We start from the raw sequence: 20,656 nt of genomic DNA, 5'->3' as shown, positions 1-20,656 counted from the left end.
TTCGCCTCGGCCTTGGCGAGGTTGAAGCCTTCGGCGACCTCTCCCTTCGAATGCGCGATGCGCATGCCCTTGCCGCCGCCGCCGGCGGAGGCCTTGATCATCACGGGGTAGCCGATCTCGTCGGCGATCTGGACCGCGTGCTTGTCGTCCTCGATCACGCCGAGGTGGCCCGGCACGGTCGAGACCTTCGCCTTCGCAGCCGCCTTCTTGGATTCGATCTTGTCGCCCATCGCAGCGATCGCGCCGGGGTTCGGACCGATGAAGACGATGCCGGCGGCTTCCAGCGCGCGCGGAAACGCCTCGCGCTCGGACAGGAAGCCGTAGCCGGGATGCACCGCCTGCGCGCCGGTCTTGCGGCAGGCCTCGACGATCTTGTCGATCAGAAGATAGCTCTCGGCCGCGGCGGGCGGCCCGATCAGCACGGCTTCGTCGGCCATCTCGACATGCAGCGCGTCGCGGTCGGCCTCGGAGTAGACGGCAACCGTCTCAATCCCCATACGGCGCGCAGTCTTGATGACCCGGCAGGCGATCTCGCCGCGGTTGGCGATCAGGATTCGTTTGAACATGCTCTTCTTGCTTGGGCTTCTTGGACTTGGCTTCTTGGACTTGGGCTTTTGGCAGGATTCCTCCCCGCGCAATCCGGCACGGGCCACTCCGTTGGTACAGCAAATTACCCCGGAGGCAACGGTCTAATGCAGACCCTGCCCCCGTGCCTGGCCAATGCTCGGTCAGTCCTTGGCGGTAGCCGAGGGAGATTTCAACCCGAATAGGTCTTGAAGCGGCCGCGGGAATGGGCCTTCGCAACGGCCTTCATCAGCTCGCTGACCTCATTCTCCAGAAATTCATTGGCCACGATCAGCGCCCGGATGGTTGCGCGTAGATTCCCGCCGCAAGTGGAAATCGCCTGATCGACAGCCGCTTCCAGCCCGTCATCGTCGTCAGATTCGGGCCGTGCAGACATCATGATGTATCCGGGATTCAGGTGGTGCATCATGTTCCTATTTTGTTCTCATCAAGTCAATTCGGATCTTTGATCGGACACCATCTCCCGCGCCGCCCTTTTCTTCCGTCGCCAGCGCGCCAGGCATTGCAGGGTCCAGATGCCGGTGACGACCTCGACGAGGATGTTGACGATGAACTCAGCCATGCCCGCGTCCCTTCAATGGCAATGTCCGGCCGTTCTACGCCGCGGAATGCCGATTGGGATGTGACGGCGCGCACGCACCTCTCGCGAACAGTCGTTGGTTGGATCGTACCTGCCTGTGCTAGAAGTCCGGCTGCCCGCCAAATATCTGAAGTGAGAAAATGCGGTTTCGAAATCCCGTCATCACGACGCTTCTCCTGACATGCCTGTCCGCGAGCCCTGTCCTGTCTGCGACCGCAGCCTTGGCTGCGACCGCTGGCCCCTCCGCCACGGCGGTCATCAAGGACGCCGGCACCGTTCAGCTCGGCAACACGACCTATCGGCTCGACGGCATCGACGCGCCGGCGGTCGACCAGCTCTGCATCGACGAGCATGCCGACGTCTGGACCTGCGGGATCGAAGCGCGCGACCAGCTGACCAAGCTGATCGGCGGCAAGCCAATTCACTGCGACGATATCGGTGTCGATCCGACCTTCAAGAAGCGCCGCCTCGGCGTCTGCAAGATCGAGGGTGACCCGACCAGCCTCAGCCAGGTGCTGGTCCAGAAGGGCTACGCCCTCAATGTGGAGGGATCGGCCACTGGCCGATTCAAGCCGGATGAGGCCACCGCCAAAGACAACCGTGCCGGGTTGTGGAAAGGCTGCTTCGTGGCGCCGCGCGATTTTCGCAACGCCAAGAAGGATGGCGCCCTGCTCGGCAACGCTTGCCCGGCCGACCGCGACACGCAGATCCGCGATGCACTCTTTCCCGGCGACCTGCCGATGCCGGCAAGCTGCAACATCAAGGGCAAGTACGCCGTGCGCGCCCGCGTCACCGGCAATGTCGGCATCTATCATTTGCAGGCGTGCCGCAGTTACCCGGGTCTCGGCAATCCGGATCGCTGGTTCTGCTCCGAGGAGGATGCGCAGGCCGCCGGGTTCCGCCGGGCGTATAATTGCCGTCCGCCCAAGAACAAGTAATGCGCAAGTGAAGAACAGGTGAAGTGCGAGTAATCGCACCAAATCACACTGGCAAAGCCGCCTCGTCCTGTGTGACACTGCGCCTAGAGGTTGCCGGCGCGTATGACCCCTCCCGATCCCTCTGATGTGCTTCCCGAAGCTGCGGCAGCCGAACGGCTGCGGCAGCACCTTGAGGAGATCGCACGCGAGCGCGATCGTGCCCATCGCGAACTCCAGGAGCGCGAGGCCGAGCTGGCGCGGATCCAGCGCATCGCGCGGGTCGGCGGGCTCGAGATCGACTTCCGCGACGGCGTGCGCAACCGCCGCTCTCCCGAATATCTGCTGGTCCACGGCCTGCCGCCCGAAGAGGTCAACGAGACCTATGAGAACTGGGTCGCGCGCATCCATCCCGATGATCGCGAGCGAACGATCCAGCACCTGTTCGGCGTGCTCAAGGCCGGCGGCGAGGATTATACGGCCGAATACCGCATCATCCGCCCGAACGACGGCGAGAGCCGCTGGATCCGCGTCGTCGCCAAGATCGAGCGCGACCGCGGCGGCCGCGCGCTGCGGCTGGTCGGCGCCGATCTCGACGTCACCGACCAGATGCTGGCGCAGGAAACCCTGCGCGAGAGCGAGGAGCGCTTCCGCCTGATCGCAGACAGCGCGCCGGTGCCGATCTGGGTGACCAAGCTCGACCGTACCCGCTCGTTCGCCAACCAGGCCTATCTCGATTTCCTCGGGCTGCCGTTCGAGGAAGCGGTCGTGTTCGACTGGCGCAAGGCGCTGCATCCGGACGACCTGCCGAAAATCCTGCAGGAGCAGATCACCGGCGAGCTCTCGCTGAAGCCGTTCGTGCTCGAGGCGCGCTATCGCAACGCGACCGGCGATTGGCGCTGGCTGCGTTCGGAGTCGCAGCCGCGCTGGGATCCGAACGGCAAGCATATCGGCTTCATCGGCGTCGCCCACGACATCACGGCGGCCAAGGAAGCCGAGATCGAGCTGCGCAAGCTCAACGAGTCGCTGGAGCGGCGCATCCTGGAGCGCACCGCGCAGCTCGAATCCCGTGAAGCCCAGACCCGCGCGATCCTGGAAACCAGCCATCAATATCAGATGCTGCTCAACCGCGATGGCGACCTGCTCTACACCAACCAGACCGCGCTGGCCGGAATTCGCGCCGATGCCGCCGATGTCGTCGGCAAGCCGTTCTGGGACACGCCGTGGTTCGCCGCGACCGATGGCATGCCGCGCGTGATCCAGAATGCCTTTACGACTGCCATGCGTGGCGAAGAGGTCAAGATCGAGCTGCAACTGCAGCTGCCGATCGGCGAGCGCTATTTCGACTTCGCGATGCGGCCGCTGCAGGATCAGCACGGCACCATCGTCGGCGCGGTGCCGGAGGCTGTCGACATCACCGAACGGCGCCGCGGCGAGGAAGCGCTGCGACAATCGCAGAAGATGGAAGCGGTCGGCCAGCTCACCGGCGGCGTCGCGCATGACTTCAACAATCTGCTCACCATCATTCGCTCCGCGACCGACTTCCTGCGCCGCCGCGAGCTGCCGGACGAACGCCGCCGCCGCTACATCGACGCGATCTCCGAGACCGTTGAGCGGGCCTCCAAGCTCACCGCGCAATTGTTGGCATTTGCGCGCCGGCAACCGCTCAATCCCGAAGTGTTTAATGTCGGGACCCAGGTTGATAGCGTGACGCAGCTGATCCGCCCGCTGGTCGGCGCACGGATTCACATCGAAGTCAGGATCGAGGATCCCGACTGTTTCGCGATCGCCGATATCGGCCAATTCGAAACCGCGATGATCAACCTTGCCGTCAACGGCCGCGACGCCATGAACGGCGAAGGCCAGCTGACGATCGGCGTCAGGAAGGTCAAGCACATCCCCGCCCTGCGGGCGCAGGCCTCACGCAGCGGCGACTTCGTCACGGTCTCGATCCAGGATACCGGCACCGGCATCTCGCCGGAAAATCTCGACGCGATCTTCGAGCCGTTCTTCACGACCAAGGAGGTCGGCAAGGGCACCGGCCTCGGATTGAGTCAGGCCTTCGGCTTCGTCAAGCAATCCGATGGCGACATCGAGGTCACCTCTACGCCCGGGCACGGCGCGACCTTCACCATCTATCTGCCGCAGGCGATGCGTCCAGCAGATATCAAGATCGCGACCAACGCGGGCACCGAGCAAACCTCGATCGGCCGCGGCTATCGTGTCCTCGTGGTGGAGGACAATGACGACGTCGGCCAGTTCTCCACCGAGCTGCTCGAGGATCTCGGCTACTCGGTCAAGCGCGCGGCCAATGCCAATGCGGCGCTCTCGATCCTCTCGGAGAACGAGTTCGCCGCCGACCTCGTGTTCTCCGACGTGATCATGCCCGGCATGAACGGCGTCGAGCTCGCCGGCGTGATCCGCGATCGCTTTCCCGGCCTGCCGGTGGTGCTGACCAGCGGCTACAGCAACGTGCTCGCCGAGAACGCGCATAGCGGCTTCGAGCTGATCCAGAAGCCCTATTCGGTCGAGGCGCTGTCGCGCACGCTGCGCAAGGCGATCGCCGAGCAGCGGGCGACCGCTCCGAAGTCCTGACCGCGCGTCCGGCGCGCCCTACTCGATCACCACATGCGCGACGCCGAGCTGCAGGATGCCGAGTGCCCGGGCCGCCGTGGTCGAGACGTCGATGATCCGTCCGCGAATGAACGGGCCGCGGTCGTTGACCCGGCAGCGGATGGACTTCCCGCGATAGGATACGGTGACCATGCTGCCGAACGCCCGCCTGCGATGCGCGCAGGTCATCTCGCCGCTCCTGCCGATGCCGTGATAGTAGGACGCAAGGCCACTCTCTGCGTTTGCCATGGACGAGGCAAACAGCAGCATGGCCGCGGACGTGACTGCGGTTTTCATTGATTGCCTGCCGGTCGAGCCCCGCAAGGGAACGCGGTTCCACGATTTGGGTTCCGCGTCCTTCGCATGTCAGGTCGATTTTTTGGAACTTTTCGGCAGGATGCGCCGCGTCAACCGGCAACCGGGTCGATCAGGGCAATCCCGAGCTCGGGCCGCCTCCGGCGGCGCAGATTGGTTGGCGCTTCCGTCACCACAACCTCCAGTGTCGGACGTACGATGCCGGCAAGCAGATGGCCACCGCGCGTCGAGCCGTCAGACAGCCCGAGCACGATATGGACATGCAGGCTGGCCTTGCCGTCGTCGCCGACTGCGATATCGCCGATAGCGCACAACACCTCGCACTGCTCGTCGATCTCGATCTTGCGGTAGCTCTTCGACGCAAAATCGAACCAGCCGACCGTCGCGCGCTCGAACGCGCCGATCGCGGTGAGCGATGCCGCCGTCAGCCCCGCATCATTGGCGAACTTCGTCAGCGCGCCGAAGGCCTCCTCGCCGCTATCCAGCACGACGACGTGAACCTGCGCGCTGGGCGCATCGGATACGAGCTTGCTCTTCATGGACCGCCTCACATCTCGGGAGCTTTCGCTCTCAATCGAGGGCGCCGCGGATTGTTCCTGACGGGCCGGACCAGTGAGCGCTCAGGCGGCGTCCTCGACACCATCAGCCGCGAGCAGTGTCCGGACGTCCTGCGCAGGAACCGGCTTGCTGAACAAGTAGCCCTGCATCTGTGTGCAGCCGAGCATCTGCACGGTGTCGCGCTGCTGATCGGTCTCGACGCCTTCCGCGGTCGTGATCATGTTGCGGTCGGCGGCGATCGAGACCACCGCGCGGATAATCGAGGCCGAGCCCGAGTTTCGGGTCACTTCCTTGACGAAGCTGCGGTCGATCTTGATCTTGTCGAACGGGAAGCGCTGCAGATATTGCAGCGACGAGTAGCCGGTGCCGAAATCGTCGAGCGCGATGTGGACGCCGAGCTCGCGCAGCTGGCCGAGCGTGACCAGTGCCGCATCGTCATCGGCGATCAGCACGGCTTCGGTGATCTCGAGCTCGAGCCTGCGCGGGTCGAGCCCGCTATCGGCAAGCGCATTCGCAACCTTCAGCGCCAGCGTCTCCGACTTGAACTGGATCGGGGAGACGTTGACCGCAAGGCGCACATGCGCCGGCCAGGTCGCCGCCTCGATACAGGCGGTGCGCAACACCCACTGCCCGATCTCCTCGATCAGCCCGGTTTCCTCGGCAACCGGCACGAACTCCGCCGGTGAGATCATCCCGCGCACCGGATGCCGCCAGCGCAGCAGCGCCTCGCAGCCGGTCACCTCGTCGCTGCGCAGATCGACCAGTGGCTGATAGTGCAATTCGAAACGGCCCTCGGCCAACGCGCTTCGCAGATCGGCTTCCAGCGCGCGGCGCAGGTTCGCCTGCTTCTCCATCGCGGGGTCGAAGAAGCGATAGGTCCTGCGGCCGGCGGCCTTTGCCGCGTACATCGCGAGGTCGGCGCATTTGAGCAGGCCGAACAGGTCGGCGCCGTGGCGCGGGGCGATCGCAATGCCGATGCTGGCATCGCTCGACAACCAATGGCCGAGGCAGTCGAACGGCGTGCGCAACGACTGATAGACGCGCGCCACAAGATCGCTGACGTCGTCGTCCGAGGTGACGTCGTGCTGGACGATCGCGAACTCGTCGCCGCCGAGGCGCGCGATGAAGTCGTTCGATCCGACCGACTGCCGCAGCTTCTCGGCCACGCGGCGCAGGAATTCGTCGCCGATCGGATGGCCGAGCGTGTCGTTGATCCGCTTGAACTCGTCGATATCGATATAGTGGATCGCGAACTCGCGGACGACGGCTTCGCGCAACAGCTCTTCCGCGTGGCGCTGGAACAGCGTCCGGTTCGGCAGATTGGTCAGGGCATCGTAATGCGCAAGATACTCGATCCGCGCCTGTGCCCGCCGCCCGTCGGTGACGTCCTCGAGCGTCGTGGCCCAGCCGCCGTCCGGCGCGCGCTTGTAGATCAGGCGGATGCTGCGGCCGTCGGGCGTCAGGATCAACGAGTCCCGGACCTGATCACCCCTGGGATCGGTGAAGCGGACGCAGTAGTCATCGACATCGCCGACGAACGAGCCGAGCGCCTGACGATGCAGGATCAGGTCGCGCAGATGACATCCGGGTTTGACGATGTCGGGCGACAGGGCGAACATGTCGATATATTGCTGATTGCAGATCACGAGCCGCGCCGAGGCGTCGAACAGCAGCAGCCCCTGCGTCATGGTGTTGATGGCGGTGTCGAGGTGCTGGCTCTTCTCGGACAGCCGGCGCTGCGCCGCATCGTGCTGCCGCTGCAACTGGCGGACGATCAGGAAGATCGTCATGACGACGATCAGCACCGCGAGCACCGCGGCGCAGAATTGCAGCTTGGTCTGGGCGCGCCAGTCCTCCAGCGCGCTGGAGGTCTTCGTGGTGGCGAGGATCAGGATCGGAAAGTGCGACAGCGACCTGACCGCGCCGACATTTTCCTCGCCGCCGGCGCCGATGAACCGCCCGGACGTGTTGCCGCCGAGGCCGATGATCTTCCGGAACAGCGACTGGTCGGTGATGTTGCTGCCGACCACGCTCGCATCCTGCGGATAGCGCGCGATGATCGTGCCATCACGGTGGATCATCGAAATCACGGTGTCACCGTTCAGCGCCAGGGAGGCCACGAAATCCTCGAAATGGCTGGGCTCGACGCCGCGGCTCGCAAAGCCGATGATCTCGCCGTTGCGCCCGGTGATCTTGCGGGCAAAGACCGTGGTCCAGTTGCCGGTCACCTTGCTCATCGCGGGCTCGACGATCACGGGCGATGTCGGCCGCCCCGACGTGAACTCCTGGAAGTAGCGCCGGTCCGCGATGCTGACGTCAGGCACCGGCCACATCTCGGACGAGTTGATCAGCCATCCCTTGGCATTGAACAGATTAAGCCCGCCGACGTGCGGCAGTGCCGCCAGCCGCCTGCGCAGCATCTCGTGCGCGCTCAGGAGCGACATGTTCTTTTCGAACTGATCGGCGGTCTCGACCTGCTCCGATCGCAGATAATTCAAGATGTCGTCGTGGACATGCTGGAGGTCGCTAAGCTGCTGGTCGAAATGCCGCGACAGCAGGAGCGCGGTGTTGTTGAGCTCACGCTCCGACACCTCCAGCGCGCGTTCGCGAAACTGCAGCGCGAGGTAACCGGTGCCAAGCGTGATGGCGAGGACCAGCAGCGCGGCGCTCAGGACGAGCCACTGAATGGCGCCCATCCTGGTGACGCGCAACATACCTTTGATCGACAGCCGCCGGTGTTCCGGCATCAGACTGTTCGTTGAGACAACCGACATTTTCCTGCCCCTGTGGGTGCCTTGCTACGGGAACACAACCCAAGGGGTCGTTAGGAAAATCAGTTATCGGGGGGTTAAGTTGAACGCATACCCGAACGCGACGCGCACGAAAATCGTCAGGAGGCGACCTTACTCGGCGCCGCCGCGGTCGCTTCCTTCAGACTGCACTCGATCAACGCGCCATCGATGGTGAATTTCGAGAACGGTGAGAACGGCGTCACGGCCTTGAGCGCAGCAAAGAATTGCGAGTCGCCCGGAGACTTCAGGAGAAACCGGATGTGATTGGCCGACAGCGCATCACGCGACAGCCAGACGACGCCGGAGAACAGCGCCACCAGCATTTGGGCGTAGTCGCCGGTGTCGGCGACGCCGAGATCGTAAATCGGAGACACATTGACGAAACGCGCGCTGAGAGCCGGCGCCGAATATCGGCTCATCAGGAGACGCCTGACCTGGCAGACCGCATGGACCCGTTCGCCGTCGGTCAGGTGATACAGCCCCTGGCTGTCGCCTTCCCTGGCGGTCAGCGCTTCGAAGGCACCGATGCCGCCGAAGGTGGCAATATCCTCGCCGACGCCTTCAGCGTCCTTCTTCCATTGTGCCTTGATATGACGCCAGGACCGCTCAGGATCCTTGAGTGGCAGAAGCCGCATGGTTAAGGGGCTGTTAACACGGAGGGGAGTCGTCGCTGAGATAATATGTCGCAGGCATTAAGCCTTTGCTTACAGCGGTAGCCGGTTGCGTCGGCATGACGGCTGCCCGGGCGACGTGTGGCCCGGATGAAGCGAGGCGCAGTCCGGGGGAGCAGTTTCAGCGGTTGGCGCGCTCCCGGATTACGCTTCGCTTCATCCGGGCTACAGGAACTTCGGCTCCCTGGCATTCATATGCGCGGGTGCCCGAGTTCACGGTCGGCAGCAAGCCGAAGCCTCGGCTGGTTCCGCCTGCGGCTGCGGCGCGCAACACGCGCTTTGCTTGCCGTCCTGCTTTTCGTGCGCGACGCGCGCGGTGCGCTCGCCGCTGCCGTCGCCATAGACGATGCTCTCACCCGTCGTATGGAACGTCTCCCACGCAATCCCTGCGGGATCGTCGATCCACGACTTCTCCGACTTGGCATAACAGCACACCGTCTGGCCCTGCTCGATCACCTCGCCGCCTGCCTTGCGCAGCCGATCATAGACCTCGCCGAGCTCTTCGGCGCTGTCCACCTGAATGCCGAGATGATCGAGGCCCGGCTCGCGGCCGCGGGTCGAGATCGCGAAGTTGACGCGGGGGTCGTCGAGCATCCATTTGGCATAGTCGGATTTAACAACTGTTGGCTCGGCGCCGAACAGCGCCGAATAGAAGCCGACCGATTGCGGGATGTCCTTGACGGCGACGTGAACATGCATGCGCTTCATGGGGCAGTCCTTTTCGGGCGGCGACGCTGGATGGATATTCCATCCCAAGCATGCTCAGATATCAACCGTGCTGAAACTGGAGTTCTGCTGCGGAATGGATGCGCTGACGCTGTTCGGCTTGTTTGCCGTCACCATGATGCTGGTCTGCTACGCAGCCGAAGATCGCAGCCCCTGGTTCATCCTGGCCTTTGCGGTCTCGTGCGCGCTGGGCTCCGGTTACGGTTTCCTGCAAGGCGCGTGGCCGTTCGGCCTGGTCGAGGCGGTCTGGGCCGTCGTCGCCGCGCGCCGGTGGTTGCTGCGCCGAGCCGCCGACAGTGTGTAACGTTATAGTATCCACGGCCAATCTGTCGCGGCGGCGAACTTGAATGCACGCGGCCACGGCGCTAAGTAGGCCCCGTGGCCATTTCGCGCAGCATGATTCAGTCTTCTTCTCACGCAACGGGACCGCGCCGCTGGCGCAGCTTGCTTGCGGGACTGATCTCGCTCGCGCTGGTGCTGTCGTTCTTCCACGGCTGGACCTTCGACGGCGATGACGATGCCGCTCCCGGCTTTGCGATCGCACAGTCGATCAACGACACCGGCGGCAAGGCTCCCGCGCATCCGGCCTCATTGCATGGCGATCACTGCCTGACGCACGTCGTCTCGGTCGCTCCGCAGGAGACCGCGTTCCCCATCGCCTATGCGCCGCATAGCTATGGCGACGGCAGCGTTCGGCTGCCCGCGTCGGCCGATCGCCTTTCTCCTTTCAAACCACCCCGCGCCTGATCCGGTCGATATGACCGGCTGTGTGCCGCTGCCATTGGGCAGCGCGCACGCTTCCGCACAGATTGATGTCGCAACAGCGCACGGCCTACGGCATGCGCTGCGGAGAGGCGTATATGAAACGGGTTATTCTATTTTTCGCGGGCGTGACCGCCGGCATTGCACTGGTGTTCCTGGCGGCCGGAGGGATCGGCTGGCCGGTCAAATTCCCGGCCACGACGCAGGAGGCCGCATCCGCCGACGCACCGCAGGCCGAGGCCAAGCATGAGGCGCCCGGCCATATCGAGCTGAGCGAAGACCAGGTTCGCGAAGCCGGCATCACGTTCGCGCAAGCCGGCGGCGGAATGCTGAAGCGGCATTTCCTCGCGCCGGGATCACTGATCCCCGACGCCGACCATATCGGCCGCGTCTCGGTGCGCGTGCTCGCGACCGTCACCGAACTGCGCAAGCGTCTCGGCGACGTCGTCGAGAAGGGCGAGATCGTCGCAGCGATCGAAAGCCGTGAGGTCGCCGACGCCAAGAGCGAATACCTCGCCGCGCGGCTCACCAACGATTTACAGCAGACCCTCTACGCGCGGCAGAAGACGCTGGTCGAGACCCGGATCGTGTCGGAGAACGAGTTCCTGCGCACGCGGCTGAGCGCGAACGACGCCCAGATCAAGCTCGACGGCGCGCGGCAGAAGCTGTTTGCGCTGGGTCTGTCGGACGGCGAAATCGCCGACCTGCCGAACCAGCCTCCGGAAAGCCTGCGGACGCAGTTCCTGCGCGCACCGATCAGCGGCCGGGTGTCCGAGCGGCGTGTCGATCTCGGCGGGTTGATCGGGCGCGAGGGCCAGGAAAGCGAGCTCTACGTCATCGTCAATCTCGACGACATCTGGGTCGATCTGGCGGTTTCGCCGGAAGACATCAGCGCGGTGCGCGAAGGCGTTTCGGTCAAGATCCGTGCCATCGGCACCGAGGATGAAGCGAGCGCCGGCGTGATCTTCGTCAGCCCCCTGCTCGACCGCGAAACCCGCAACGCCCGCGTGATCGCGACCATGCCCAACAAGGATCATCGCTGGAAGCCGGGCACCTTCGTCACCGCGGAGGTCCCACTGTCGGGTGCGCGGTCGTCCGTGATGGTCCCGAAGAAAGCGATCCAGACCATCAAGGGGACGCCGACCGTGTTCGTGCGTGATGCCGATGGCTTCGAGGCGCGGTCCGTGCGGACCGGCCGCGAGGACGACGACGATATCGAAATTGTCGCGGGCCTCGCCGCCGGTGAGACCATCGCGGTGCAAAACACCTTCACGCTGAAGGCCGAGGTCGAGAAGGACGAAGCGGAGCACGGCCATGATTGAGCGCATCATCGGTCTTGCGATCCAGCGGCGCTGGGTCGTCGTCACCCTGGCGGCGGTCCTGATGTTCATCGGCGGCCTTGCGCTGACCAGGCTGCCGATCGACGCCGTGCCCGACATCACCAACAAGCAGGTGCAGATCAACACCGTGGCCCCGGCGCTGTCGCCGGCGGAAATCGAGAAACAGATCACCTTCCCGATCGAAACGGCGCTCGCCGGAGCACCGGGGCTGGAGAGCACGCGCTCGCTCTCTCGTAACGGCTTCTCGCAGATCACGGCGGTGTTCAGCGAGGCCACCGATATCTATTTCGCCCGTCAGCAGGTCGGCGAGCGTCTGACCGAAGTCCGCGCCCGCCTGCCACAGGGTATCGAGCCGCGGATCGGGCCGACCTCGACCGGGCTTGGCGAAATCTACATGTGGACCGTCCATTACTCCGGCGAGAAGGTGCAGACCGACGGCGCGCCCGGCTTGCAAAGCGACGGCCGCTTCCTCACGGCCGACGGCCAGGTGCTGCAAAGCGAGGTCGAGAAGGACGCCTATTTGCGCACGGTGCAGGACTGGATCATCAAGCCGCAGATCAAGATGGTGCCGGGTGTCGCCGGCGTCGATTCGATCGGCGGCTACCTCAAGCAATACCAGGTCCATCCCGACGCGGCGAAGCTGATCGCGCTCGGTCTCACCTTCGCCGATGTCGCCAAGGCGATCGAAAGCAACAATGTCAGCCGCGGCGCGCGCTATATCGAGCGCAACGGTGAAGGATTCGTGGTGCGCTCCGGCGGCCGGCTCGAGAACATCGAAGAGCTCGGCGCCGTCGTCGTCACCACCCGCGGCGGCGTCCCGGTCCGGATCCGCGACCTCGCCACGCTCTCGATCGGTGGCGAAACCCGAACCGGCAGTGCCAGCGAGAACGGCCGCGAGGTCGTGGTCGGCACCGCCCTGATGCTGATCGGCGCCAACAGCCGCACGGTGTCGGCCGCAGTCGACGCCAGGCTGCGTGCGATCACGCCGTCCCTGCCGGCGGGCGTCAAGGTCGAGACCGTGCTGGACCGCACCCAGCTGGTCGATGCGACGATCGGCACCGTGGCGCGCAACCTCGCTGAAGGCGCACTGCTCGTGATCGCCGTGTTGTTCGTGCTGCTCGGCAATTTCCGGGCGGCGTTGATCACGGCGCTGGTGATCCCGATCGCCATGCTGATGACGGCGATCGGCATGTGGCAGGGCCGCATCAGCGCCAATCTGATGAGCCTCGGCGCACTGGATTTCGGCCTGATCGTCGACGGCGCCGTCATCATCACCGAGAACAGCCTGCGGCATCTCGCCGAGAAGCAGCACGCGCTCGGCCGCGTGCTGACGCGCGACGAGCGGCTGGCGACGGTGCGGGCGTCCGCCGTTGAAATGGTTCAACCGAGCCTCTACGGCCAGGCCATCATCCTGCTGGTCTATGTGCCGCTGCTCACCTTCACCGGCGTCGAAGGCAAGATGTTCGAGCCGATGGCGCTGACCGTGATCCTCGCGCTCGCCGCCGCCTTCGTGCTGTCGCTGACGCTGGTTCCCGCGCTGATCGCGATCGGCATCACCGGCCGCGTGCAGGAGAAGGAAAACTGGCTCGTGGCCGCACTGAAGCGCGGGTACAGCCCGCTGCTCGGGCGCGCGGTGGCAACGCCGGTTCCCGTCATCGCAGTGGCGGTCGTGCTGTTCGCGACCGCGCTGTTCGGATTCTTCCGTCTCGGCCAGGAGTTCATCCCCTCGCTCGACGAGAAGAACATCGCGATGCACGCGCTCAGAATTCCGAGCACGGCGCTGTCGCAGTCGCAGGCGATGCAGCTCTCGGTCGAGAAGGCCGTCAGCCGGTTCCCGCAGGTGTCGTTCGTGTTCTCCAAGACCGGCACCGCGGAGGTGGCGAGCGACCCGATGCCGCCGAACGCATCCGACACCTTCATCATCCTGAAGCCGCGCGAGCAGTGGCCGGATCCATCCCTGACCAAGGAGCAGTTGATCGAGGACATCTCGAAAGCGGTCGGCCGGCTGCCCGGCAACGTCTATGAATTCACCCAGCCGATCCAGATGCGCTTCAACGAACTGCTCGCCGGCGTCCGCGGCGACATCGCAGTCAAGGTGTTCGGCGACGAGTTCGAGCCGATGCAGAAGTCCGCCAACCAGATTGCTGCCGCGCTGCGCAGCGTGCGCGGTGCGACCGACGTCAAGGTCGAACAGGCCGGCGGTCTGCCTGTGCTCGAGATCAAGGTCGACAAGGCGGCGATCGCCCGCCGCGGCTTGAGCGTCTCCGCGGTCCAGGACGTGATCGGTGCCGCGGTCGGCGGCCAGGATGCCGGCGTCGTGTACGAGGGCGATCGCAGCTTCGACATCGTGGTACGGTTGCCGGAGAGCGTGCGCTCCGATCTCGAGGCGTTGAGCAACCTGCCCGTCGCGTTGCCGAAGGCGACGCCGAGCTCGCCGGTTCAGAGCCTGCCGCTCAACCGCGTCGCCCAGTTCTCCTTCACCGAAGGTCCGAACCAGATCAGCCGCGAGAACGGCAAGCGCCGCATCGTGGTGACCGCCAATGTCCGCGGCCGCGACCTCGGCTCGGTGGTCGAGGAAGCACAGACGAAAGTCGCGCAATCGGTGCAGCTGCCGCCCGGCTACTGGATGACCTGGGGCGGACAGTCCGAGAATCTCGCGGCCGCGCGCCAGCGCCTCGCCGTCGTGGTGCCGGCCTGCTTTGCGATGATCTTCCTGTTGCTGCTGGCGGCGATGGGCTCGGCGCGCGATGCGCTCTTGGTGTTCAGCGCGGTGCCGCTGGCGCTCACCGGCGGCATCGCGGCGCTGTGGCTGCGCGGCATGCCGTTCTCGATCTCGGCGGCGGTCGGCTTCATCGCGCTGTCGGGTGTTGCGGTACTCAACGGGCTCGTGATGCTGAGCTTCGTCCGGCAGTTGCGCGAGCAAGGGGTGCCGATGCGCGACGCCATCGAGCAAGGCGCCCTCACCCGCTTCCGGCCCGTGGTGATGACCGCGCTGGTGGCCTCGCTCGGCTTCGTGCCGATGGCATTCGCCACCGGCACCGGTGCCGAGGTGCAGAAGCCGCTCGCGACCGTCGTGATCGGCGGCCTGATCAGCGCGACCCTGCTGACGCTCGCCGTGCTGCCCGCGCTCTATGCACGGTACGGGCATGCCGGCAGCGCTGCGGAGAATGAGAGAACTGCGATTCAGCCCGCGGAATGACGGGGTGTTGACCGGCCGTCGCCGGGAAAATTTCGTCCGTTACAGCGCCGAACAGGCGCTGTAACATTTCTGTCATATGGCAAAACTAAACGAAGGCAGCGGCGGGCTGCCGCGGGGTTTCATCAGGGGGAATAGCAAAATGCGTCGTGCCATTACATTGTTGTCCGCGAGCATGATCGCGCTTTCAGCCGGCGCCGCTTCCGCGCAAAATGCAAAACCCCGTAACCTCATCCTGTTCGTCCCCGACGGCCTGCGCGGCGGCATCGTGACGCCGGAGACGGCACCTGCGATGGCCGATATCCGCGACAAGGGCGTCCACTTCAAGAACTCGCATTCGCTGTTCCCGACCTTCACGATGGCGAACAGCTCGGCGCTGTCGACCGGCCATTATCTCGGCGACACCGGCACCTTCTCCAACACGATCTATACCGGCTACACCTCGGTGCCCGCCGGTGACACCGTGGTGCCGTTCATCGAGAACGACGCCGTGCTCGCCGACATCGACGATCATTTCAACGGCGACTACCTCAACGAGGAGACGCTGTTGAAGATGGCCCGCAGCCAGGGTTTCAGCACCGCCGCCATCGGCAAGCTCGGCCCGACCCTGCTGTTCGACCACACCGATCGCGGCAAGAACACGATCGTGGTCGACGATTCCACCGGCGGCAAGGCCGGCGTGCCGCTCTCCGACGAGATGAAGGACGCGCTGACCAAGGCCGGCCTGCCGCTCGCCACCCCGAGCCGCGGCGACAACGCCAAGGCGGGCGATGCCAAGACGCCCGGCACCACGGCCGCCAACGTCGCGCAGCAGGCCTACATGGCCGATGTCGCGACCAAGGTCGTGCTGCCGATGTTCAAGGCGCGCAACAAGCCGTTCGTGCTGGTGTTCTGGTCGCGCGATCCGGACGGCAGCCAGCACAACACCGGCGACAGTCTCAACACCATCACCCCCGGCATCAATGGTCCGACCTCGATGGCCGGCATCAAGAACGCCGACAATAACCTCGCCCAGCTCCGCAAGGCGCTCGACGAGCTCGGGCTGTCCGCCAACACCAACATCATGATCTCCTCCGACCACGGCTTCTCGACGATCTCGAAGGAGAGCAAGACCGGCCCCTCGGCAAAGATCGCCTATGACGACACGCCGAAGGATTTCCTGCCGATGGGCTTCCTGGCGATCGATCTCGCCAAGGCGCTGAACCTGCCGCTGTTCGACCCCAACGACAAGAACGCCAAGGTCGCCGACAACGCCCACCCGAAGGCCGGCAACGGCGTGCTCGGCCAGGACCCCACCAAGCCTGACGTCGTGATCGCGACCAATGGCGGCTCGGACCTGATCTATCTGCCGAACCGCGACAAGAAGCTCGCCGACCGCGTCATCAAGGCGCTGCTCGAGCAGGACTATGTCAGCGGCCTCTTTGTCGACGACAAGCTCGGCAACTTCCCCGGCACGCTGCCGATGTCGAACCTCAATCTGAAGGGCAAGGCGGTGACGCCGAACCCGTCGATCGTGGTCAACTTCCGCTCCTGGTCGAGCGGCTGCCCGATCCCGACCAACTGCTCCGTGCAGATCGCCGACACCGTGCTGCGCCAGGGCCAGGGCATGCATGGCAGCTTCAGCCGCGGCGACACCTACAACTTCACCGCGGCGATCGGCCCCGACTTCAAGAGCGGCTATGTCGATCCACTGCCGGTCAGCAACGCCGATGTCGGCATGACTGCGGCCCAGCTGCTCGGCCTGCGCGCGCCGAACAATGGCGGGTTGATCGGCCGGGTGATGTCGGAGGCGCTGCCGAACGGCATCGTGCCGAAGATGGCCGAGGGCACCATCATGTCGAAGAAGCCGTCAGCCAATGGCCTGCGCACCGTGCTGAAATTCCAGCGCGTGCTCTCGACCCGCTATTTCGACGTTGCCGGATTCCCGGGGCGGACGCTCGGACTCGAGGAGACCGACGGCAAACAGAAAACGGCGGGGAAGTGACCCCCGCCGCTCTCGCTTGAAGCCGTTTCGTTCGGGACGATGCCTGCATCGTCCCGGACGGTCACATCATCCCGATGTCGAACACGTTCGGCAGCTGGGTCGCGAGCGGCAACGCGGCCGCGCCGACCAGCGTCGCCACCATCGCCGCCAGCGCACGCCCGGTGCGGCGCTGACCGCGCATCCGGCCCGCGATCCACTCCAGAACCTTGGTGTCGATCTTGGTTCCCTGCGTCGGTGCCCAGCGATCAATCTCGGTGTCCGCCGACAGCGCCACCGTGCGCGGCGGCACCGGCAGGCCGGACTCGGACGCGGCATGATGGGCGATCGCCTTGGCGAGCAGATCGTCGAACCGGCCGCCATCGCTGCGCTCGGCAGCAGCCTCGTTGATCGCGAAGAGCGCCTCGATCTCGGCCCGGCTGACCGGCTGATGCTCGACCGCGGCCGCCGTCAGGATGCGCGCGCACCAGGCAGCGTCATCGGCATCGAGTGACCGGGAGAAATGGATACGGCCCTTGGTGGTGGGGCCTTCGCCGGTGATGACGCCGTCGCGGACGATGGTCAGCGCATGGGCGGCGGTCTTGCGGCAGGACGGATGCAACGCACCGCTGAGAGCCTCAGCGGTCTTGGTACTTGGGGTAGACATTGTGGGAGCTTTCAATTCCTATCTCAGGCCAGCTTTTCCATGCGGGCGTAAACGAGTGGTTAATGATTCGGAACTTGGGTTCCGAGATTTTTAGATGGTTGCTATTTGGTCGCTTTGGAAGCTGTCACGGTTCAGTCCTATAGCAGCCGGGGCAGGCGTCATGACGGCGATAAGCGGCTTTATCTGGGCATTTCCAAGCTTTTGTGCCGCAGCTGATATTTCGTCGCAGGGGTTTGGATCAAAACAAGTTGCTTGGAATTCCAGCCTCAAGGAGAAATGTTTCACCTTTTTTCAGAACCCGTTCACTTAAGCCTTTCCACGTCCTATACTGGAACAGACCACCTCAAATATAAATTTAGATGAAACATCAATGAGATGAGGTAAAATCATGGCACTTCAGATTGGCGCCGTCGCCCCCGACTTCGAAGCCGAGACCACCGAAGGGAAGATCAAGTTCCACGATTGGATCGGCAGCAGCTGGGCGCTCTTGTTCTCCCATCCCAAGGACTTCACCCCGGTCTGCACCACCGAGCTCGGCACGCTCGCCCGCCTGAAGCCTGAATTCGACCAGCGCGGCGTCAAGCTGATGGGCCTGTCGGTCGACCCGGTGGACCGCCACGCCAAATGGTCCGAGGACATCAAGGAGACCCAGGGCGCCGCCCCGAACTATCCGATGATCGGCGACACCGACTACAACGTGTCGAAGCTCTACGACATGCTGCCCGCATCGACCTCGGGCGATCCCCTCACGCGTACGCCGGCTGACAACCAGACCGTCCGCAACGTCTTCATCATCGGCCCCGATAAGAAGATCAAGCTCGTGCTGGTCTACCCGATGACCACCGGCCGGAACTTCCAGGAGATCCTGCGCGTCATCGACTCGCTGCAACTCACCGCCAAGCATCGCGTCGCCACCCCCGCCGACTGGAAGCAGGGCGAGGACGTGATCATCGCGGGCTCGGTCAACAACGATGAGGCCAAGACGATCTATCCGCAGGGCTGGAAAGAGCCGAAGCCCTATATCCGCATCGTGCCGCAGCCGAAGTAACGGCCGGAACGCAGCGTCCGGGTGGCAAACGCACAGCCTGTTATCGTCTGGTTCCGCGACGATCTCCGCCTGTCGGATCACCCGGCCCTCCACGAAGCAGCCAGCCGTGGCGCGCCCGTGGTTGGCCTCTATGTCCGCGACGAACAAGGCCGTGCCCTGAAATCTCCAGCCGCGCGCCCCCTCGGGGGCGCGACGCGCTGGTGGTTGGCACAGTCACTGCGCGCGCTCAGCAATAGCTTTGAAGCGATTGGTGGAAGGCTCGTGCTGCGCACCGGACCAGCCGCGTCCGTGATCGCGGCGGTGGCGCGCGAAACCAATGCAGGCGCCGTGTTCTGGAACGACATCGCGCAGGCGCCGCATCAGGCGATTGCGGGAGACGTTGAATCCGCGCTCGCAAGTGACGGCGTGGACTCGGAAATTTTCCCCGGCGACCTGCTGGTCGAACCCAAGTCCATCCGCAACAAGGACAATCGCGGCCTCCGCGTCTTCACGCCATTCTGGCGGCGCGTGCAGGGCCTCGGCGATCCACCAAAGCCGTTGCCGGCGCCGAAGAGGCTCACATCCATCAGCGGCATCGCGAGCGAAGCCCTCGACGATTGGCAGCTCGAGCCGATCCGGCCGGATTGGGCCGGCGGCCTGCGCGAGACCTGGACGCCTGGCGAAGCCGCCGCGCAGGCGCGGCTTAAGGCGTTCCTCGGCGATGGTGTCCACGCCTATACCGACGACCGCGACCGCCCCGATCGCGACGGCACCTCGCGCCTGTCGCCGCATCTGCGCTTCGGCGAGATCAGCCCGCGCCAGCTCTGGCACGCCGCCCGCTTCGCAGCCGCCGAGCACCCGCGCTCTGCCGGCGACATCGACAAATTCCTCAGCGAGCTCGGCTGGCGCGAGTTCTGCCGTCATCTGCTGTTCGACGTCCCCGACCTCGCCGATCGGAATCTGCAGCAGCATTTCGACGCCTTTCCGTGGAAGCGCGACGCCCGCGCATTGAAGGCCTGGCAACGCAGCCTCACCGGCTATCCGATCGTCGATGCCGGGATGCGCGAGCTTTGGCACACCGGCGTGATGCACAACCGGGTGCGCATGGTGGTGGCCTCGTTCCTGGTCAAGCACTTGCTGATCGACTGGCGCGCCGGCGAGCAATGGTTCTGGGACACGCTGGTCGACGCCGATGCCGGCTCCAACCCGGCGAACTGGCAATGGGTTGCGGGCTCCGGCGCCGATGCCGCGCCCTATTTCCGCGTCTTCAACCCGATCCTGCAGGGCGAGAAGTTCGATCCCGACGGCGGCTATGTCCGGCGCTGGGTACCTGAACTCGCGCAGCTCTCCAACGACCTGATCCATCAGCCCTGGACCGCGACGCCGATCGAGCTCGCCAGCGCCGGAGTCGAGCTCGGCAAGACCTATCCGCAGCCGATCGTCGATCACAAGCAAGGCCGCGAACGCGCGCTTGCGGCCTATGCCAAGATTCGTCGCAGCAATTAAGCGCGGCGGTTGACCACCAGCACCGCAGCGGCGCAAGCCGCCATGCCGGCCATCGCGACGTAATCCAGCCGCTCGCCGAACAGGATGTAGGCCATCAGCGCGGTCACTGCCGGCACCAGATAGAACAGGCTCGCGACTGAGGTCGCGGCATGGTGACGGATCAGCCAATACAGCAGCCCGATCGAGCCGATCGACAGCGCGAACACCAGCCAGGCGATCGCCAGCACGAACTCGCGGGTCCAATGCACGACATTGGTTTCGAAAAGCCAGGCGCCGATGCCGAAGAAGATCGTCACTGCGATGTACTGCACCAGATTGCCGGCGCGCCAGTCGATCGCATTGCAGTAGCGGCGCTGATAGAGCGTGCCGAGCGTGATCGAGATCAGTGAGACGCCGGAGGCGAGCCAGCCCCACCCCGCCTCACCCGTCATCGGCCGGTTGTGC

The 20,656-nt window shown here is 64.8% G+C and carries 19 protein-coding genes; 9 read left to right on the top strand and 10 right to left on the bottom strand.

Annotation, left to right across the window (positions count from 1 at the left end):
- From FNJ47_RS32040 to FNJ47_RS53330, 3 genes are all read right to left on the bottom strand, one after another.
- A partial coding sequence (locus FNJ47_RS32040; RefSeq protein ID WP_283811324.1) for a biotin carboxylase N-terminal domain-containing protein occupies positions 1-566 on the bottom strand: 566 nt, incomplete at its 3' end.
- 191 nt (positions 567-757) lie between these two features.
- On the bottom strand, positions 758-964 hold the full coding sequence (locus tag FNJ47_RS32035; protein ID WP_163159937.1) for a hypothetical protein: 207 nt from the start codon (positions 962-964) through the stop codon (positions 758-760).
- Between the two features lie 48 nt (positions 965-1,012).
- Positions 1,013-1,147 carry a hypothetical protein gene (locus FNJ47_RS53330; RefSeq protein ID WP_283811323.1) on the bottom strand — a complete coding sequence of 45 codons (135 nt, stop codon included), beginning with the start codon at positions 1,145-1,147 and terminating at the stop codon, positions 1,013-1,015.
- Positions 1,148-1,305: 158 nt separating this feature from the next.
- Between FNJ47_RS53330 and FNJ47_RS32030 the strand changes: the two genes are divergently transcribed.
- Positions 1,306-2,103: a thermonuclease family protein gene (locus tag FNJ47_RS32030; protein WP_163159934.1), complete on the top strand. Its 798-nt coding sequence runs from the start codon at positions 1,306-1,308 to the stop codon at positions 2,101-2,103.
- Positions 2,104-2,205: 102 nt separating this feature from the next.
- Complete coding sequence (locus FNJ47_RS32025; protein WP_236000207.1) at positions 2,206-4,674, top strand: PAS domain-containing hybrid sensor histidine kinase/response regulator; 2,469 nt, start codon at positions 2,206-2,208, stop codon at positions 4,672-4,674.
- 18 nt (positions 4,675-4,692) lie between these two features.
- Here FNJ47_RS32025 and FNJ47_RS32020 read toward each other — a convergent pair whose 3' ends face one another.
- From FNJ47_RS32020 to FNJ47_RS32000, 5 genes are all read right to left on the bottom strand, one after another.
- The gene (locus tag FNJ47_RS32020; protein ID WP_236000206.1) at positions 4,693-4,989 is read right to left on the bottom strand and encodes a septal ring lytic transglycosylase RlpA family protein; all 297 of its coding nucleotides are present in this window, start codon (positions 4,987-4,989) and stop codon (positions 4,693-4,695) included.
- Between the two features lie 110 nt (positions 4,990-5,099).
- The gene (locus FNJ47_RS32015) at positions 5,100-5,546 is read right to left on the bottom strand and encodes a PPC domain-containing DNA-binding protein (protein ID WP_163159932.1); all 447 of its coding nucleotides are present in this window, start codon (positions 5,544-5,546) and stop codon (positions 5,100-5,102) included.
- A gap of 81 nt (positions 5,547-5,627) precedes the next feature.
- Complete coding sequence (locus FNJ47_RS32010) at positions 5,628-8,312, bottom strand: bifunctional diguanylate cyclase/phosphodiesterase (protein ID WP_236000205.1); 2,685 nt, start codon at positions 8,310-8,312, stop codon at positions 5,628-5,630.
- 143 nt (positions 8,313-8,455) lie between these two features.
- Positions 8,456-8,992, bottom strand: a complete 537-nt coding sequence (locus FNJ47_RS32005) for a hypothetical protein (RefSeq protein WP_163159930.1) — start codon at positions 8,990-8,992, stop codon at positions 8,456-8,458.
- Positions 8,993-9,241: 249 nt separating this feature from the next.
- Positions 9,242-9,736 (bottom strand): ArsI/CadI family heavy metal resistance metalloenzyme, encoded by a 495-nt coding sequence (locus FNJ47_RS32000; RefSeq protein ID WP_163159929.1) that lies wholly within the window; start codon positions 9,734-9,736, stop codon positions 9,242-9,244.
- A gap of 94 nt (positions 9,737-9,830) precedes the next feature.
- Here FNJ47_RS32000 and FNJ47_RS31995 point away from each other — a divergent pair, with 94 nt between their 5' ends.
- The 5 genes from FNJ47_RS31995 (at position 9,831) to FNJ47_RS31975 (ending at position 17,036) form a co-directional block, all read left to right on the top strand.
- Positions 9,831-10,058 carry a hypothetical protein gene (locus FNJ47_RS31995; RefSeq protein ID WP_163159928.1) on the top strand — a complete coding sequence of 76 codons (228 nt, stop codon included), beginning with the start codon at positions 9,831-9,833 and terminating at the stop codon, positions 10,056-10,058.
- Positions 10,059-10,198: 140 nt separating this feature from the next.
- Entirely contained in the window at positions 10,199-10,501 is a 303-nt protein-coding gene (locus FNJ47_RS31990) for a hypothetical protein (RefSeq protein ID WP_163159927.1), read from the top strand.
- 113 nt (positions 10,502-10,614) lie between these two features.
- Positions 10,615-11,838 carry an efflux RND transporter periplasmic adaptor subunit gene (locus tag FNJ47_RS31985; RefSeq protein ID WP_165445960.1) on the top strand — a complete coding sequence of 408 codons (1,224 nt, stop codon included), beginning with the start codon at positions 10,615-10,617 and terminating at the stop codon, positions 11,836-11,838.
- Positions 11,831-15,055, top strand: a complete 3,225-nt coding sequence (locus FNJ47_RS31980) for an efflux RND transporter permease subunit (protein WP_163159926.1) — start codon at positions 11,831-11,833, stop codon at positions 15,053-15,055. The genes FNJ47_RS31985 and FNJ47_RS31980 overlap by 8 nt, the downstream gene beginning before the upstream one ends.
- A gap of 139 nt (positions 15,056-15,194) precedes the next feature.
- On the top strand, positions 15,195-17,036 hold the full coding sequence (locus FNJ47_RS31975) for an alkaline phosphatase family protein (RefSeq protein ID WP_163159925.1): 1,842 nt from the start codon (positions 15,195-15,197) through the stop codon (positions 17,034-17,036).
- A 61-nt stretch (positions 17,037-17,097) separates the two neighbouring features.
- On the opposite strand, the gene FNJ47_RS31970 is transcribed toward FNJ47_RS31975, so the two are convergent.
- Positions 17,098-17,679 carry a hypothetical protein gene (locus tag FNJ47_RS31970; protein WP_163159924.1) on the bottom strand — a complete coding sequence of 194 codons (582 nt, stop codon included), beginning with the start codon at positions 17,677-17,679 and terminating at the stop codon, positions 17,098-17,100.
- Between the two features lie 388 nt (positions 17,680-18,067).
- Here FNJ47_RS31970 and FNJ47_RS31965 point away from each other — a divergent pair, with 388 nt between their 5' ends.
- Positions 18,068-18,727: a peroxiredoxin gene (locus FNJ47_RS31965; protein ID WP_163159923.1), complete on the top strand. Its 660-nt coding sequence runs from the start codon at positions 18,068-18,070 to the stop codon at positions 18,725-18,727.
- A gap of 21 nt (positions 18,728-18,748) precedes the next feature.
- On the top strand, positions 18,749-20,212 hold the full coding sequence (locus FNJ47_RS31960) for an FAD-binding domain-containing protein (RefSeq protein ID WP_163159922.1): 1,464 nt from the start codon (positions 18,749-18,751) through the stop codon (positions 20,210-20,212).
- On the opposite strand, the gene FNJ47_RS31955 is transcribed toward FNJ47_RS31960, so the two are convergent.
- A partial coding sequence (locus FNJ47_RS31955) for a DMT family transporter (protein ID WP_163159921.1) occupies positions 20,209-20,656 on the bottom strand: 448 nt, incomplete at its 5' end. The two genes, FNJ47_RS31960 and FNJ47_RS31955, sit on opposite strands and share 4 nt — an antisense overlap.

The sequence above is a fragment of the Bradyrhizobium uaiense genome (genome assembly GCF_010811875.1).
In the GTDB taxonomy this organism is placed as follows: Bacteria; Pseudomonadota; Alphaproteobacteria; order Rhizobiales; family Xanthobacteraceae; genus Bradyrhizobium; species Bradyrhizobium uaiense.
This window is presented reverse-complemented; position numbering and strand designations above follow the sequence as displayed.

Bases quoted from the DNA above. Each gene is read 5' to 3' on its own strand.
- FNJ47_RS32035 (WP_163159937.1), bottom strand. From the start codon at position 964: ATGATGTCTGCACGGCCCGAATCTGACGACGATGACGGGCTGGAAGCG.
- FNJ47_RS53330 (WP_283811323.1), bottom strand. From the start codon at position 1,147: ATGGCTGAGTTCATCGTCAACATCCTCGTCGAGGTCGTCACCGGCATC.
- FNJ47_RS32030 (WP_163159934.1), top strand. From the start codon at position 1,306: ATGCGGTTTCGAAATCCCGTCATCACGACGCTTCTCCTGACATGCCTG.
- FNJ47_RS32025 (WP_236000207.1), top strand. From the start codon at position 2,206: ATGACCCCTCCCGATCCCTCTGATGTGCTTCCCGAAGCTGCGGCAGCC.
- FNJ47_RS32020 (WP_236000206.1), bottom strand. From the start codon at position 4,989: ATGAAAACCGCAGTCACGTCCGCGGCCATGCTGCTGTTTGCCTCGTCC.
- FNJ47_RS32015 (WP_163159932.1), bottom strand. From the start codon at position 5,546: ATGAAGAGCAAGCTCGTATCCGATGCGCCCAGCGCGCAGGTTCACGTC.
- FNJ47_RS32010 (WP_236000205.1), bottom strand. From the start codon at position 8,312: ATGCCGGAACACCGGCGGCTGTCGATCAAAGGTATGTTGCGCGTCACC.
- FNJ47_RS32005 (WP_163159930.1), bottom strand. From the start codon at position 8,992: ATGCGGCTTCTGCCACTCAAGGATCCTGAGCGGTCCTGGCGTCATATC.
- FNJ47_RS32000 (WP_163159929.1), bottom strand. From the start codon at position 9,736: ATGAAGCGCATGCATGTTCACGTCGCCGTCAAGGACATCCCGCAATCG.
- FNJ47_RS31995 (WP_163159928.1), top strand. From the start codon at position 9,831: ATGGATGCGCTGACGCTGTTCGGCTTGTTTGCCGTCACCATGATGCTG.
- FNJ47_RS31985 (WP_165445960.1), top strand. From the start codon at position 10,615: ATGAAACGGGTTATTCTATTTTTCGCGGGCGTGACCGCCGGCATTGCA.
- FNJ47_RS31980 (WP_163159926.1), top strand. From the start codon at position 11,831: ATGATTGAGCGCATCATCGGTCTTGCGATCCAGCGGCGCTGGGTCGTC.
- FNJ47_RS31975 (WP_163159925.1), top strand. From the start codon at position 15,195: ATGCGTCGTGCCATTACATTGTTGTCCGCGAGCATGATCGCGCTTTCA.
- FNJ47_RS31970 (WP_163159924.1), bottom strand. From the start codon at position 17,679: ATGTCTACCCCAAGTACCAAGACCGCTGAGGCTCTCAGCGGTGCGTTG.
- FNJ47_RS31965 (WP_163159923.1), top strand. From the start codon at position 18,068: ATGGCACTTCAGATTGGCGCCGTCGCCCCCGACTTCGAAGCCGAGACC.